General features: G+C 39.8%; 12 protein-coding genes and 2 pseudogenes. 6 read left to right on the top strand and 8 right to left on the bottom strand.

Annotated features, from left to right (window positions below):
* Nucleotides 1-519 precede the first annotated feature (519 nt).
* Nucleotides 520-1,425, bottom strand: a complete 906-nt coding sequence (locus tag Xmir_RS14920; RefSeq protein ID WP_422646020.1) for an SAM hydrolase/SAM-dependent halogenase family protein — start codon at nt 1,423-1,425, stop codon at nt 520-522.
* Nucleotides 1,426-1,821: 396 nt separating this feature from the next.
* Here Xmir_RS14920 and Xmir_RS29330 point away from each other — a divergent pair.
* Nucleotides 1,822-2,084 (top strand): annotated as a pseudogene (locus Xmir_RS29330) (DDE-type integrase/transposase/recombinase); the annotation flags it as partial.
* Nucleotides 2,085-2,439: 355 nt separating this feature from the next.
* Nucleotides 2,440-3,678: pseudogene (locus tag Xmir_RS14910) on the top strand (IS110 family RNA-guided transposase).
* 250 nt (nt 3,679-3,928) lie between these two features.
* Here the strand turns inward: Xmir_RS14910 and Xmir_RS14905 are convergent.
* The 4 genes from Xmir_RS14905 to Xmir_RS14890 all read right to left on the bottom strand — a co-directional run bounded on the left by Xmir_RS14905 (nt 3,929) and on the right by Xmir_RS14890 (nt 7,481).
* Nucleotides 3,929-4,630 carry a hypothetical protein gene (locus Xmir_RS14905; protein ID WP_099115004.1) on the bottom strand — a complete coding sequence of 234 codons (702 nt, stop codon included), beginning with the start codon at nt 4,628-4,630 and terminating at the stop codon, nt 3,929-3,931.
* Nucleotides 4,631-4,638: 8 nt separating this feature from the next.
* Nucleotides 4,639-5,715: a hypothetical protein gene (locus tag Xmir_RS14900; RefSeq protein ID WP_099115003.1), complete on the bottom strand. Its 1,077-nt coding sequence runs from the start codon at nt 5,713-5,715 to the stop codon at nt 4,639-4,641.
* A complete protein-coding gene (locus tag Xmir_RS14895; RefSeq protein WP_099115002.1) occupies nt 5,712-6,779 on the bottom strand; it encodes a PD-(D/E)XK nuclease domain-containing protein in 1,068 nt (355 codons plus the stop codon). Before Xmir_RS14895 ends, Xmir_RS14900 begins: the two co-directional genes overlap by 4 nt.
* A 234-nt stretch (nt 6,780-7,013) precedes the next feature.
* Nucleotides 7,014-7,481, bottom strand: coding sequence for a tyrosine-type recombinase/integrase (locus Xmir_RS14890; RefSeq protein WP_099115001.1), 468 nt, complete (start codon nt 7,479-7,481; stop codon nt 7,014-7,016).
* Nucleotides 7,482-7,986: 505 nt separating this feature from the next.
* Between Xmir_RS14890 and Xmir_RS14885 the strand changes: the two genes are divergently transcribed.
* From Xmir_RS14885 to Xmir_RS14875, 3 genes are read left to right on the top strand one after another with little or no spacing between them, the layout of a single operon-like run.
* Entirely contained in the window at nt 7,987-9,384 is a 1,398-nt protein-coding gene (locus Xmir_RS14885; RefSeq protein WP_099115000.1) for a 3'-5' exonuclease, read from the top strand.
* The gene (locus tag Xmir_RS14880) at nt 9,385-10,053 is read left to right on the top strand and encodes a DarT ssDNA thymidine ADP-ribosyltransferase family protein (protein WP_099114999.1); all 669 of its coding nucleotides are present in this window, start codon (nt 9,385-9,387) and stop codon (nt 10,051-10,053) included.
* Nucleotides 10,054-10,062: 9 nt separating this feature from the next.
* Nucleotides 10,063-11,697 carry an ADP-ribosylglycohydrolase family protein gene (locus tag Xmir_RS14875; protein ID WP_099114998.1) on the top strand — a complete coding sequence of 545 codons (1,635 nt, stop codon included), beginning with the start codon at nt 10,063-10,065 and terminating at the stop codon, nt 11,695-11,697.
* A 244-nt stretch (nt 11,698-11,941) separates the two neighbouring features.
* On the opposite strand, the gene Xmir_RS14870 is transcribed toward Xmir_RS14875, so the two are convergent.
* Both Xmir_RS14870 and Xmir_RS27495 read right to left on the bottom strand, forming a co-directional pair.
* Nucleotides 11,942-12,859, bottom strand: a complete 918-nt coding sequence (locus tag Xmir_RS14870) for an integrase domain-containing protein (protein WP_099114997.1) — start codon at nt 12,857-12,859, stop codon at nt 11,942-11,944.
* Between the two features lie 458 nt (nt 12,860-13,317).
* Nucleotides 13,318-13,509, bottom strand: a complete 192-nt coding sequence (locus Xmir_RS27495) for a hypothetical protein (protein ID WP_145956908.1) — start codon at nt 13,507-13,509, stop codon at nt 13,318-13,320.
* Between the two features lie 264 nt (nt 13,510-13,773).
* On the opposite strand from Xmir_RS27495, the gene Xmir_RS14865 reads away from it, so the two are divergent.
* A complete protein-coding gene (locus Xmir_RS14865; RefSeq protein WP_099114996.1) occupies nt 13,774-14,388 on the top strand; it encodes an FMN-binding negative transcriptional regulator in 615 nt (204 codons plus the stop codon).
* A gap of 32 nt (nt 14,389-14,420) precedes the next feature.
* Here Xmir_RS14865 and Xmir_RS14860 read toward each other — a convergent pair whose 3' ends face one another.
* Nucleotides 14,421-15,614 carry an MFS transporter gene (locus Xmir_RS14860; RefSeq protein ID WP_145956907.1) on the bottom strand — a complete coding sequence of 398 codons (1,194 nt, stop codon included), beginning with the start codon at nt 15,612-15,614 and terminating at the stop codon, nt 14,421-14,423.
* Between the last annotated feature and the right edge of the window lie 51 nt (nt 15,615-15,665).

The following is a 15,665-nucleotide window of genomic DNA, read 5'->3' as shown; positions in this document are numbered from 1 at the left end:
ATCCTACTTGCAAGACAAAAATCATGCTGACAGAGAGAGTCTTGTTTTTATTAATTCAAACTTTCCATCTTTTTTAATCCAAACTATTTGAGTTAAAACAACGCCTTTAACTCATTTTTGTCCAAGTACATATAGGGGTATGATAATCGCCGGGATGTTTCTGCCCCAAAATGTGTTAGACACTACTCCTGTTAAAAAAGTTAAACTGGATGGGGTCACCTAGAAAATCTAATGACTAATTAAAAGAGTTAATAAGAAAGACTCAACTAATTGGCTTTATGGTACATAACCGAAACACAACGTAAGTTTGCACCATAGCAATGCGTTAAGTTAAGTCGGCTATTCGCTCAAAACTGCCCGAGATTCTTTGAGCGGGCAGCATCTGCACAGTGCACTAACCGTTCGCCACGGGAATACCTGCTGCGCCAGACCAGTAATGGGTTAAGTAATCAAAGGTGCATGTAAATATAGTGGAAAACCCAGACCTTATTTAGCATTTTGTGTAGTTGCCAGTTCCCTTTAATCTGAGCACTTTTTTAGGCTGATGCGCCAGTTATCACCAGACTGCACTTGGTGTCTGGCAGCGAAGTTATCCATATTGAGTGCTACCGATACCTGTAGCAGGCTGTTGAGATACACCAAAGGTTGACCTTCAGGAACTTCACCAAAACTGCTGACATATGGGGCTTTGCCTTCATACCGAATCTTATCCCCTTCACTTATTTTAATGCAGACCTTATCCCCTTTGTGGATACCCACCTTACTGACCTGGCTGTCATTGATATTACTCCAGACGTTACCAAACCGTACATCTAGAACTGGAATAGTCCCCTTAAGAGTTCCATCCCTTTCAGCTACACTAGTCTGATAAGGGATCTTTACTACTTTATTTGGTAACAGCGGACCTACCTGTTCATAGCTAATAATACCTGAGGCAAGTCGTGCCCCAGTATATGCGTATACATCACGTCCATGAAAAGTATATGATTTTTCAGAGCCAGGTACACGGTTGAACTTCTCGTCAATCTGACGTACAGATTCAATACCAAAGTGTTCAGCTACCAAGGTCAGTGTTCCGTTATCCGGTGAGACTATGTAATGACCACTCTGTGTCTTGAGAACCACTGAGCGCCTGTCAGTGCCCACTCCCGGATCCACCACGCTTACAAAGACAGTCCCTTTGGGCCAGTATGGTAGTGTCTGGTAAAGGCGATATGAAGCTTCCCAAATATTATAAGGTGGAATTTCATGTGTTAGATCATAAATAGGCTGGCTAGGATTCACCTTGAAAGATATCCCTTTCATAGCCGATACTGCCCCATCTTTTAGGCCGAAATCTGTCTGAAACACCAGGGCTTCATTGGCAACAGTAACCGTACTTACAAGAGCGAGAGAAAGACTCGCAGCCCGGAGAGTAGTTCGAATATCCATAACTGAATCCTTTTCATTTAATAGCGGGAGACGAAATATACAGTTCATAGGGATTTCGGGAGCAATGGAACAGTAAACACCTTTAAGCGTTCAATTTAAATAGCTAAAAATCAAGTAGCCAACTTACATCGTGAATTGTCATTTTTAGTCGGCTCATCTACGATAGCCAAATTACCTATACTCATTTTGGCCAAGCTTGCGGCGAAATCATAATCAAGATTATAACACTCTGTTTTTAATGATATTGGCTACTTTATTTGACCTATTAACTGTTCTTATGGATCCGTTGCCCCGCAAACCCCTTCATACCACACTAACATATTTAACCCTTTCCATAAATTTGTGTAATTGCCTGTTTCGATTATGTTTAACTAATCAATTAAAACACATTACCGCCGGAACAAGCCCGTGGTCAGAAATCGGTGCCGAATGGATAAAACAACATAACAATCAAAGGGCAATAGAGATATCTCTATCGGACTGTCGATTCAGACGGCAATACAGTTAATTTTCTGTTGACTGCTCACCGAGACAAAGCGACGGCCTTACGTTTCCTCAAAAAAGCGATGCGCCAGCATGGTCAACCTGACATGATGACGATGGATAAAAGTGGTGTCAATAAAACGGCAGTGGATTTAGGTAATGAAAGCCGCTGAGATAGAACGACACCACTTAGCCACTGACCATTTTGCTGTTGTGGTAGAACTTCGTTCAGAAGCACTTATTAGGGTTTGCGAAAAATTGAGCATTGAACTGTTGATTGAATAACTTCAATCGGCTTTTAATGAGCGACAGAAGGTAGTATATCGCCATGAATCATATGAGCATGGAGCGCTTACTGGCTCGAAAGAAAAGCGGCGGTCATCAGGTGATTCTCGCTCAATATTCGTAACCAATAAGCACTCTACGCTCGCTAACGAATACTCAGGGCATGCAACAAACTGCTGACTATATTTCTTTCGAAGAGCGTGGAGTGCATACCAATCCCCCGATGAAAAGGAGATAGTGATGACGACGATAAATCAGTTTGCTGCTCATATTGGTCTGGATTGGGCAGATAAAAAGCATGATGCCTGTGTTCAATTTAAAAACGGTGAACACGTATTCCATGTGATTGAACATACACCAGAAGCACTTGATACCTGGCTCAAAGAGTTACACAAACAGGTGAAAGGCAAGATAGCGATAGCCCTTGAACTGAAAAAAGGTCCAGTGGTGTATGCTCTTCAGAAATACCCATTTATCACCGTTTTTCCAGTACACGCTTTGTCTCTGGCCCGCTATCGGCAGACCTTTTGGCCCAGTGGCGCTAAGGATGACCCGCAGGATGCTGAGTTAGTGTTAGAGCTAATGCTACGCTATCCCCAAAAGATAAAAGCCATTGAACCCGACAATGCGGATATCCGATTGCTCCAACAGTTAGTTAAGCAGCGTCGCCAGCTGGTCGAAGACAAACGTCGCTTTGTGAATCGGCTAATCGACATGCTGAAGCAGTATTACCCACAACCCCTGGAGTGGTTCTCACATCGGGACAGCGCACTATTCTGTGAACTGATTATCCATTGGCCCAGCCTGCAACAACTACAACGGGCCAGAAGCGACACCGTTCGTCGTTTTCTGAACGCCAAAAGTGGTCCCGCTGTTGCGCACACAGAGCAGCGCGTAACGAGCATTGCCCATGCCTATTCCCCTCACCACAGATACAAGTGTCATCGAGGCGAATGCACTAATGGCAACAGCACTGGCATCACAAATCAAACTGGTGGGTGATATTATCCGAACCTACAACGAACGAATCGAAGCGTTGTTCGATACCATGCCAGATGCAGACCTATTTAAATCACTCCCCGGTATGGGCCCTGCATGGGCCCACGAATGCTTGCGGCATTGGGCGATAACCGTAACCACTTTAACAATGCAGAAGAAATTCAAAACTACGCAGGCATCGCACCGGTAACTGAACGAAGTAGTCAGAAATCGTGGGTACACTGGCGATGGCGATGTGCCAAGTTCGTCAGGCAAACGTTTGTTGAATGGGCTGCCAAGACAGTTAAATCATCATACTGGGCCAAACTGTATTATCAGGGACAACGTGAAAAAGGAAAATCTCATCAATCCGCGATCCGGGCACTGGCATTTAAATGGATCAGGATAATTTACCGCTGTTGGAAAACCAGGACCTGTTACAACGAAGCCAAATACTTACTGGCACTCAAAGATCGAAATTCGCCTTTGCTTAAAGCATAAAAAGTTTGTCGAATGTCTCAGGGCATGAAGCGGACATATCATATATTTGACATACATACCTGCGGCAACCAATTCTAGATAGATGACAATAAACGGGGAGCAGGAGCAGGTCAACTTCATCTTTAGCGAGCCTGTCATTTACCGTCTGGCGGCTCACGCCACGGTGTTTGGCATAGGCTGATTTATTTATCAGCTTTGGTATATTCTGTAAATCCTTACCACAAACAATAGGGCGGCCTAAGCCGCCAATTCAACCTTCGTTATCTAATAACTGTTGTATGACTAAACCTGTATAGAACGGCACCTGATCAGAACGCCCAACAAGGCTTCCAACCTTTGAAATTTCAAATTCTGACTGATTACCATCAATAAGGCAGTTTATTTTCATTTTGTCGATTTTGAATTTCCTTTCTCTAGTCAATTCATAAAGGTCATCAATCGCATTTTTACGAGATGATACTTCTATTGAAGCTTTCGCGTTATCATTAACGACCAGACTACTAACTTTCACCTTCCTAAGTTTAAGCAAAGAAATTTCCGTCTTTCCTTTCAATGTTTGATGGAATTTATTTAAATCAATATCTATTGAACTTAATCCAATTCTGTAATTCAAATCAGAACTAATTTTATCTGTGAAGTTTTTGATAGATTTTGGAGGGTTATAAATGCATAAAAGGTACAATCTAGTAGATAGTGAAATCAAAGAAAATCTCATAGAAATATATTCAGTAACTACCTGGGTGAATTCATTACCTAGTGGGTCTACTGCCGTGCTCTCTACAGTGTTTTTTTCGGTATAGATAGCACTAATGCTATGCCCATCAACTTCGAATGCAGAATAACCATAGCCTTTATCATCCGAGTATGTGCTTCGACTAAAATAGTCAGCAAGCTCAGACAATGACAATGATGTTCTCAGGCGATTCCACTTCACTCTTTCTTGAACATTCATGCATCACCTCATTCATATTCTTCATTTATATTATCTATGATAGAACGGGCCGTTGATTCAATTAACTGTTTGAAAAAAATTTCCCTACTATCGCCTAAAGGAACAGAGTTTTTATTATATTCACCCGCCCCTTTAAACTTTTTATACCCTCTAGATATGTAAGAAAATCCATTAAAATCTAACGGATCATTAAACTGAGCTTCAAACTCATACATATCAGAATCGCCATCCTTTTCTAAAACCTTCCATCGAATTTTCCAAATATAAAAACCACGTTGATATAGCGACGTTAACTCTTCAGACTTTAGAACGCCCTCACCTTTTAATGATGCTTTACTTATATGTACGCCTGAATCCGTATCGCCGTCCTCTTCCTCAATAACTTTTGGTTTAGGATGGTATACATAAGCATCCGTCACATCATGTAGTGTAAATCCTTCCAGTCCATTAATTAATTTAGTGAAAAACTCTGTTCTTTTTTCTGCGTCATCAATGTTACTCAAATTAATCTCATCGACATCTAAATCAAAATCTTCCTCTGGATTCTCTTCATTGCAAAGTATTTCAATATGTTTTAGGAAAGTTGACTCATATGCTTTAGCTTGATCATTGTCAGGACGTCTGATTGAATACCCTAAATCTTGCTTTTCAATTTCAAAGACTGCTGTTTTCTTCTCAACTTGACAAAAATCACTTTTCCCATAATTCGTGCTTAAATACGTAACATGTATTCTGACAATATTTTTATCAGCGATTATATTGCATAGATCATCTTGGTTTTCCAGTTCTTTTTTTAATTGGTCAGCAGCTTCCAACATTATGTCGCGCGAAATTGTATTTTTAATAAGCACCGACGTACTTTTTTCTCTTCGAAGAAAACCACCAAAAATTGCTGCAATTTTTTGATGCAAATGAAAATCATGAGAGAATTTTGAAAAGTTTTTAGCAAGCTCCTTCTTATCTGTTGCCTTTGAAACCAAAATCCCGCGCTGGAGATACAAATCTCGTAATTCATTAGGTGTTACTCTAGGTTGGCTTAGTGCGTCAAAAAGAGCCTTATCTGTTACACTATGAATATTATTCATTTATCAAGCTCCCATGATCTTACTTCGGTAGAATAAAATTCCTTTTGAATTGGTACTGAATAAATCTCAATTGAGTCAAGGTATTTTTTCATATCTTCGTCATACCCCCAATCCATAGCGAATTTTTGTCTTGCACGAAAGAAATGTGAGACTAAAGAATCATCCTTATCCAAGGATGCAACTCTAATACGTATTTTATTTTTTGCATTTAGAATTTGATAATTGCTCAGCAAGTCAAGGAGATAATAAAACTCCAAATCACTATTTGCCTTTTCATTATAATAAATAACAAATCCTTCAGGATAAATTTCTTTATCTTCTTTTTTTGCTCTATCCCATTCAAGCACAGCCCCATGCTTGAGGATCATGAATGGAGAAGTCAGTGTTTCAATTGTCGCTGGTAAATATTCATCAGCGTTAAGAACTTTATGGTATGTTAGCTGTGGATAAAAGAAACCGTATTCTTCCTTCGGGAATTTTGATTCAGCTATAAGTTCATTCATATCCCCTACAACTGACATCAGATAAGTAATAGTCCGTGGTTCAATAATATGAACTTGTTGCCCTGACGTCAGTTTAATATTATCAAGATTTACGGCTGCGGGCCGTCTTCCCTTAGAAGGTTTGGGTGGATAGAAAAAATCATAGAAATTATGTTTAAAATCATTATCATGATTATAAACAAATAATAACCCCCTAATTTCACTTTGCCCTGGTTGAGTACAATATCGCTCAGACCACACTCCACTGCGCTTCGCGCAATTAATTGTCTTCCCCAGTGAGTTTAGGGAGTTTTCAATCATTTTAGGATTTAGTGATCCCGCCGAATAACTTTTTAAGTCAGTATTCAAATATATTGTTTTATTTAAATAGGGATCTTTATAATGAAATACTACATCAACAGGATGAGTATGAGTCTGCTTTTTATCCTCTGGCTTATGCTCTTCTTCATTGATGCATGGAAAATCCTGATCCGTTGGGCCATGCTGTTGCCATTTGAAACGTACAAGTAATTTCGAGGCAACTAGCTTAGCTAAATCCTCGCGCGGGCCATTTTCAGCCATAAAAGCTCCATTTTTTCATTTGGTTAACCACAAAGTATATAATGGACATAAAGTAGACTTTGCAAGACCTTAATCGCTTTGTTCAGACAACACTCAAATGCGTTTTAAAATTGTTAGTCAGCCTAAACTTATGGTTAAGTATACCCGTCAATTCTGACCAGCTCCTCATTGACTAACACAGTAATATAAGCAGTGCCCTCTCTTGTCAGGGCTGCTTCAGCAGCCCTGACAAGCTCAAACCTCAATTGACTCAGATATCTCCAAAGCATCATCGACTTCAATGCCCAAGTAACGAACTGTACTTTCCAATTTTCTATGACCCAGTAGGAGCTGAATCACCCGGAGATTCTTGGTTTTCTTGTATATCAGGTATGGCTTAGTCCTTCTCATGGAATGTGTGCTGTACAGCGAATCATCGAGACCAAGCTTTTCAATCCATCCATGAAAAATGTGGTTGTATTGCCTGGTTGAGATGTGTTGGGAAGAACCGACCCGGGATTGAAAGAGGTAGTCGGTACTTCGCAGATGAGCCATTTTTATCCAAGCCGCAACTGCTTCTCTGGTACCTTTAGTTAACTCAAACTGGACAGGGCTACCGATCTTCTGTTGCAAAACAGTTGTCCTACTTAAAACAGAACTGCTATAAACAACATCTAACACTTTGAGTTTAACCAGATCGCAGCCACAAAGTTTACTATCCAATTAGGTTTCGCTCAGATCATCAATAATATCAGATCGAGTCTTAGTTGGTAATCACATTGGTACACATGATTTCTATATGAACGCATCCCGTTTACAAGACAAAACTGTCCCATTTCAAGTTAATATTAAATCTGAGATATCTTACCATTTTTATTTGTTGACTTTACTTACCTAATAGAACACCATATTTATGGTTAAATATGTTATGACTTAAATAGTAAATGTCTTATCTGGAAGATTGGAAAGTCACAACGCGTTTTTTATACCCGCCGTATTTCAAGATACATTTATTATCTCCCACTGTTTAGGTTAGGGAATAATAAGCTGCTTTCGTATTGCAAATAGTTACTTGAAGTTTATAGAGTATAACATGTGGTGATTTCTGTATTTAATATAGAAATAGTACAAATCAGGAATAACAACAATATATACTATTTCCAAAAGTTAATTATCTGTTAGATAAGCAAGAAACACTTTTATATGAAAGATAGCATGAGGAGAATTCTTGAAAATTTTATCCAACCATCGAGCTACACGTGAACAATTGCCGATAGTAAGTAGAAACACATTTGGAATTGTAGTTATTAGAGGTGCCGCAGGCAGTGGAAAAACCACAAGTGCTTTACTTCGATTGACTGCAATAGTCAACGCCCTATCATATCGTAGAACGCTTAATAATGATCAAACTCCTATCAAAACGTTAGTTCTTTCATTCAATAGAACATTAGCCGGATATATAGAAGGTCTTATAAACGATAGCATTCAAACTGGCGCGATACCTGTACAAGTTGAAAATGATACTTTTGCTAACTGGGCAAAGGTGCATTTAAATACTGAATTAATACAAGATAAAGAGCAAGCCTCATATTTATTAAATAAATGCACCTCATTAGGCTATGACTTAAATTTCATCCTTGATGAAATAGATTATTTAAGAGGTAGATTTCTTCATTCCGATTTAGATAAGTATTTAACTATAGAAAGAACTGGCCGTGGATTGTCCCCTCAAGTAACTAGATCAACACGCCAGATTCTAATTAATATAGTTCGAGAATATGCACAATATCTTGAAGCAAGAAGATTAGATGATTGGCATACACAATGTGAGAAAATGATCTCAAATAGTTGTTTAGGTTATGACATAATTGTTGTCGATGAAGCGCAAGATTTTTCTGTTAATCAAATTAGGGCAATTCTCAACCACCTCAAGGAAGATTACTATTTAACATTTGTTATCGATACAATACAACGACTATATCCTCGTGGGTTTACTTGGGCTGAGACAGGTTTAGACATGAGGAATGCAACATACTATAGGCTAAAAGAAAACCATAGAAATACAATTGAAATTGCAACTTTTGCTGCTTCTATTACTCAAGGTTTAACTATAGATGACGATGGAAGCGTCAGTGATTTGACACAAGCAACTAGACATGGGCCGAAGCCAATTGTTTGTAAAGGCTTATATTCTCAGCAAGTTAGTTATGCAATTGATTATATTCGTAGGCATGTAGATTTAGAAACTGAATCCGTAGCATTTCTAAAACCTAAAGGCGGGGCTTGGTTCAACGAAATAAAAAAACAATTAACAAATAGCAGACTCTCTTATATAACAATCACAAAGAATAAAGTATGGCCTAGGGGATCAGAAAACATTGCTCTATCAACAATGAATTCGGCTAAGGGCCTTGAATTTGATCACGTTATTATATTAGGTCTGAGCAATACTAATATGCACCACCTCGATGATGAAAATGATGACAAGTTGCAACAATTAAAACGTCTATTAGCAATGGCGATCAGTCGAGCAAGAGATTCCATTGTTATAGGATACAAAGAATCCGAAAAATCAGACTTAGTAAATTATTTCACAAATGGAACTTTTGACGAGGTCAATTTATAAATGACAATTAAACAATTTATTAAAGATAATGGCATAAAAGAAATTCTGCATTTTACATCAGAAAAAGGGCTTACAGGTTGTGCAGGATCAAGAACTGTATTATCACGAAAAGCATTGGATACAGATCAATACTTGAGTTATATTGCGTCTCCTGTAGCAAGTGAACGCCAAGAGGCACAAAAAGTATTTAATAAAGATAAAGACTGGTTAGATTATATAAATCTTTCTATTAGTGAAATTAATACTAGATATTTCAACGCAGCAAAGCGCTGGTTTAGTGGTTCAAATAATAAATGGTGGTGTATAATGTCTTTTAATCCTATTATATTAACCCACCTAGGTGTGTATTTTACAACTACAAACAACATTTATACTTCGGTGATTAGAACACCAGACTTGGCTGGGTTACAAGCAATGTTTGATGAAACAATTATAAGGTGGACAGGTAATAATATCTCTCGAAATGAAAGAGCTAATCATTTAACTACCTGCGAACAAGCTGAAGTCTTATATCCAAACCCACTTGATATGAATTTTCTAAGGTGTGTCTATGTTCAAAATGAAGAACATGCCGCGTCGATACATGGAACACTTAGGACCTTTGGTTTTGACTGTATAAATGTTATTATTTGCCCAGAAAAATTTTCCGGTGTGCCTAACACACTCTAAGAGGGTAAAATGAACTCACTCAGAGAAAAAAAAGTCATAAATTCTGCACTGTGGGCTGCCGCCGGTGATTCTATTGGGTGGATATCAGAGCTTGCTGATGATGAGGGATTAAAACGGAGAATCTCTGACAATTATCTGCAAAAACCAGTAAACTGGAGTAGAAAAATAGGCGGATATTCAGGAGTTAATGTTAACTTGCCAGCTGGTACATATTCTGATGATACTCAACTACGATTAGCTATTTCAAGATGTATAAGAGGAAATGGCGAATTTGATATTGAATCATTCGCTAAGATTGAACTTCCTGTATGGTTATCTTATGCATTAGGTGCGGGAAGAGCAACTAAAGCTGCAGCTACTAACCTTATGCGAAAAGATACTAATTGGTTTTCAAATTTTTATAAAAACAATTACATTGAGTATACAGATTCAGGGGGAAATGGAACAGCCATGAGGATACAACCTCATGTTTGGAGCTGTAAAAATTTAATCGAAAGAAAATATGAAGTTTCTGTCATTAAAGACTCTCTGGTCACTCACGGGCATTTATTATCCGTATGTGGCGCAATACTACATGCAGATGCATTACAATATGCATTACTAAATGGAAAGCCAGCCAGTCCTGTAGAACTCGAGAAAATAATAGATAACTTCTCAGCCATACCAGACATTATAAATAGCGTCTATGAGTTGAAGAATTTCTGGTTGCCAAACTGGGAAAACATTAGCGGAAAGAATTTATATGATGAAGTAGAGCTAATTCGTAAGGAATCTAAAGAGTACTTATCAAATGCTGTAAATACCTTAAAGAAAAAAAGCAAACCATCTGAAAATTATCAGGCTGTAATTGTTGCTCTAAAATGTGATAAAAATGAGAGAAGAGGGACTGCCACTAATACTGCTATTGCTAGCAGTTTGCTATGCCACTTATTTAAGGACTTTTCTCCATACGAGGCAATTATTTCTTGTGTTAATCTTTTGGGCACTGATACTGATTCAATTGCAAGCATGGCAGGTGCAATATTAGGTTGCTACAACGATATTCCTCATTGGGATATACAAGATAGTGACTATATAATAAAAGAGGCTATTAGATTAAATAAAATTTCCGAAGGGAACATTGCGACAAGTTTCATTTATCCTAATATAAATAAATGGCAGGCGCCACAAACACAAAGCGATACCTTGGTAAGAAATTATGAAGGCAATTATTATGTCATAGGGCTTGGCACTGTTAATCCTATTGATAATAATATCTCGAAAACGAAAACACATTCATGGCAGTGGATGAAATTTGACTTTGGACAGTCAATTTTAATTAAGAGTAAAACTGGCAAAGTTAAAATTGTTGAGATTACACAGCTTCGTTCTATAGACGTCACGCAACCCGATAAGCCTGCAAAAAAGGAAAACTCAGTGCAACACACATATAGACCTGAGCAAAATAGTTTTAATTATGATAATAATGAAAGTAATGACTTGGACATTGATGAGATAACAACATCTTTAATCAAAGGTGGTTTTAACGAACAACAACTTGGTCGTTTCTTGATAGAATTTGCAGACAAAAAAGGGCTTGAATCTTGTATAGCATATGCAGCTATTATTGGTAAGGCATTCATATCAAGAAAAAAAAAGCAATAATAGCAAGAAGTTAAGCTCTCTTGCTTTAACTTTGTGTAATCGTACACAAGGTTAAACACTACTCATTGATATTTTTTACTAATCTGAAGCTAGAGAGCGTTAGAGAAGAAACTCTAGCGCATTTCTGTCCAGAAGTGAGTTAGCGATAACATATGAATAATCGTCTAAGATTCAAAGTTGCTTTACTCATATTCCAATGACCAAAGCAGCAGACCGTGTGTGATCCAATACAGCTTATTCGCCCTCAATCGCCCTCAATATTCTGGTAATACACCTGCTTAATATAACGCCCGCGCTCATCGCCATGCCCCAAATCCATCGAGACCAGTGCCTGTGCTTCCTTCTCACTAAAACCCTGCGCTTTGTAATGTTCACCAGATTGCTGAGCAAAATGATAGCGCATACTGTGCGGGGCTTTTTTGCCATGCAGACCGGCACTTCTGACAATATAGCGGTAACGATCTATGGCCTGAATAACCGTCGGTTTATCAATCAGTTTGCCGCTGCGCCCTGCCTGCTCGCATTCGGCGTAGGCAATCGCGTGCTGAAGCGCTCCCCGATCCAGTATCAGCGTCTGTCTGGACCGGCCGCCTTTGGTGCCGAACACCACCCGTACAGAAGTATGCCCATTTTCCAGCGCTTTTTTCCAGGTCGCTAAGGATTTATAAGCTTCCACCGCTTCTTTGGTGCGTAATCCCAACACATATGCCAGTTGCATCACCGCCGCCACGCGCCGGTCTTTTTGCTCAACCTGCTGGAAAACCGCCTGAAACTCCACAGGCGTTAATGCAGTTTTAGTGCCTGTGCGACTCATCCCGACAATACCCAGTGCCCGGTTACTCAGACGAGGGTTATTCGGTGCGGCCAGTTTAGGTTTGCCCGCCTGTCTTAAAACTGTTCGCAGGGCTGACATCTCATTTTGCAGGGTTCGGTGGCAAATTTTGTTGGCTTTACGCTCAGCAATATAGAGCTCAATGTATTTTGCTTTGAGGCTGTCCATTTGTCGAAGCCTGATACCATTGTCTTTCAGAAAGTTAAGGAACTGCCGGGCAATCCGTTCACGATCCGAGACAGTGGCAAAACTTCCGCGCCCTTTTCGGGCATGTGTGATAAATTCTTTTCTGAACCGTTCGATTTTCGAACGTGCCGATTTCTGCGCCATCCCCGCATCTCCTGCTCATTGGCTTCTTTTTTATTCATTTTTAAACAAATCCCTGCGTGTCGGTTCAGGTTCACCCTTCCGTGGTGCGTCAGATAATGTGTAGCAGGGGAAAATTGCGTTGAGTTTTTGCAGGAGTTCGCTACGTGCTGGGCACGGCGGTGAAGTACTCCCCGTTCAGTGCCTGATGTTAGTCAGGATGAACGCCTCATTAATCATGACGTGGTGTGATTTCTCCTTTCTTACTGCATCAGCCTGTTGCAAGGCATGGGGTCAAAAAATAAACGAACAACGGGGTTCAGGATCAGAAAATGCCCGAAATAACGGGTGACTTTGCGTAATTCGTGGATCAAATCAGTCGTAAAGCCAGACCGGACGTGCTCTGGACATTGACGCCGGGCGGCGTCACTTGGTAATCGCTGCGCTTTAACGCAAGTGACGCCGCGTAATTTTCGTGACGTTTATCGTGATGAATACAAAATGCAGGCGAATGTTGTACCGGTTAAAACGGTATCGATTAGCGTGAGACAGGAAAGTTCTGCACTATTGTGTGGTAAGCCGATTTCACTACGAAACCGGGAAACTTTCATCATCAGACGGAGGGTTAGGTGCCCGACGATATCTGCTTCCAAAAGTGTGCAGATGTACCGCATTGCGATGCACTCCCTTGCAGGCTACAGGAGTTTTTTTCGCCGCCCTATAGGTGATCTTTGCAGGCGATAAGATCATTGATAACAATTAAGTACTTTATCGATTGGATCGAGTGGGGTCAAATTTTTGTTTGATGACAGGCTGTGAGGGAATGCGCCATTATTTTCTTGATGAAAATAACTTCACATCGGTTCATAATCTAGGCAGACATGACAAAATGCCCATAATGACTATACCGCTATAACTACTTAATTGGAGCAACGACAATGTATATACCAAAGAAAATGGAAATGACCGATCAAAACAGCGTGTCGGCTTTTATTATCAACAACAGCTTTGGATTATTGATCTCTCCTTCACTAATAGGCACCCATCTTCCTTTTGTTTTTGCCCCCGAAGAAGGAAAGAGGGGGGTGTTATATGGGCACGTGGCCAAAGCTAATCAGCACTGGAAAGAGTTTGATGGCCAGCGAGTATTAGTGGTCTTTACTGGGCCACATGCTTATATTTCACCAACTTGGTATAAAGCACAACATGCTGTTCCCACTTGGAATTATTCAGCAGTACATTGCTATGGAGTAGCAGAAATCCTAGGAAACGAAGAGACAAAATTGGCCATGGAAACCCTAGTCAATACCTTTGAACCTAATCTGATAGAAAACAAAGAACTTATGCCAGACTCTTACCTCAATCAAAGAATGCAAGCGATAGTTGGGTTCAAAATCTGGCTTGACGAAATTCAGGCTAAAGAAAAGCTCGGCCAACATAGAAGTCAAGATGACCAACGAGGTGTTTATACGGTGTTAGAAAACAGTACACAGAGTGACAACGTAAAATTGGCGAATTATATGAAAAAGCGCCATATTGGCACTGGCGATTAAGGTGTTCGCCAATAAGTCTGTGTTATCGTAGACTATTTCACCCTCACCATTGGGCTCAGGTAACACGCAAGCCCTGTACTAATCTGAATCACTGCACAAGCGATAAACAGCAGATCTATCCTTCCCCACGAAATCACATATCCAGAAATAGACAAACCGAAAGGTAAGCCTAATTTAAATATTGTGCCAGTAATACCCATGACTCTTCCTAGATTCTCTGCTTTGACACTTTCTTGACGGTAAGTGTAAACAAGAAGAGCTGTGATTATTTCGAAGAAATTCGCCCAGAAGAAAGCAAAAATCAACATGACAGAATGGTTAAAAAATAGAACCAAAAGATAGCCAACTGCCTGAATGACCATAGTTACAATCAACACTAACCCTAAACCAAATCGGTTTCGTAGGCGAATTACCAATAACGAGCCTAGTATCGCGCCTATTCCACCCGCAGATACCATGTAGCCAATGTTAACAGCGTTCATGGCCAGAGCAGTTTTGGCATAATAGATCGCTTGCAAAGAAAACACTATTGAACAAGTATTTAATACCATGATAGCCAGCGCCATATGATATAGTGGAATATTAGTTTGTAATATCTGCCAGCCTTTAACGATAGACGTTCTTATATTTTCGGTAGTTCCGAGTACCTCTTTTTCGTATGGCATTTTGAACAAATAACACCAAGCAATACACAGAAATAACGCTATCCATAGAAAGGTAATATGGGAGGATGAGAATAAAATAATCACACCCGACAGCAAAGGACCAAGTGCTTGAAACAGGCTATTCAGTGAACTCATACTAGAGATAGCCGCACCTTGCAACTTTTCGGGTAATACATGTTTCAGCATTCCCATTCTGGCGTTAAGGTAGCCAAAGTTAAAAGCCATCATAAAGAAGGCACAAGGGAATAACACCCACAATGGGTTTGAACTAAACTCGATAGCTAACCAGCTAGCCAGCAAACACATAACCTGTCCTGCAATCATCCATTGAGACCAAACTCTACGATCCACTCGATCAATCAAAGCTCCGATCACTGCGGCCAGGAGAATATAAGGTAGAAACTCGGCCGCACGCATCCAGCCCATAATTTCCGATGAACGGGTGATATCGTAGATTAATAACGGTAATGCCAGCTCATAAATTTTTCCCCCTAAATGACAAAACAGCGCCCCTGAAAATAACATCCGAAACTGCTTATGTTTCCATATGGCCTTTTCCAAAACGTTTCTCCGTTACACGGTTTCTGTTTTATATAACCACTAAGACCTAGT

Source organism: Xenorhabdus miraniensis (assembly GCF_002632615.1).
Note: the sequence above shows the minus strand (reverse complement) of the source record. Positions and strands in the feature narration are given on the sequence as shown.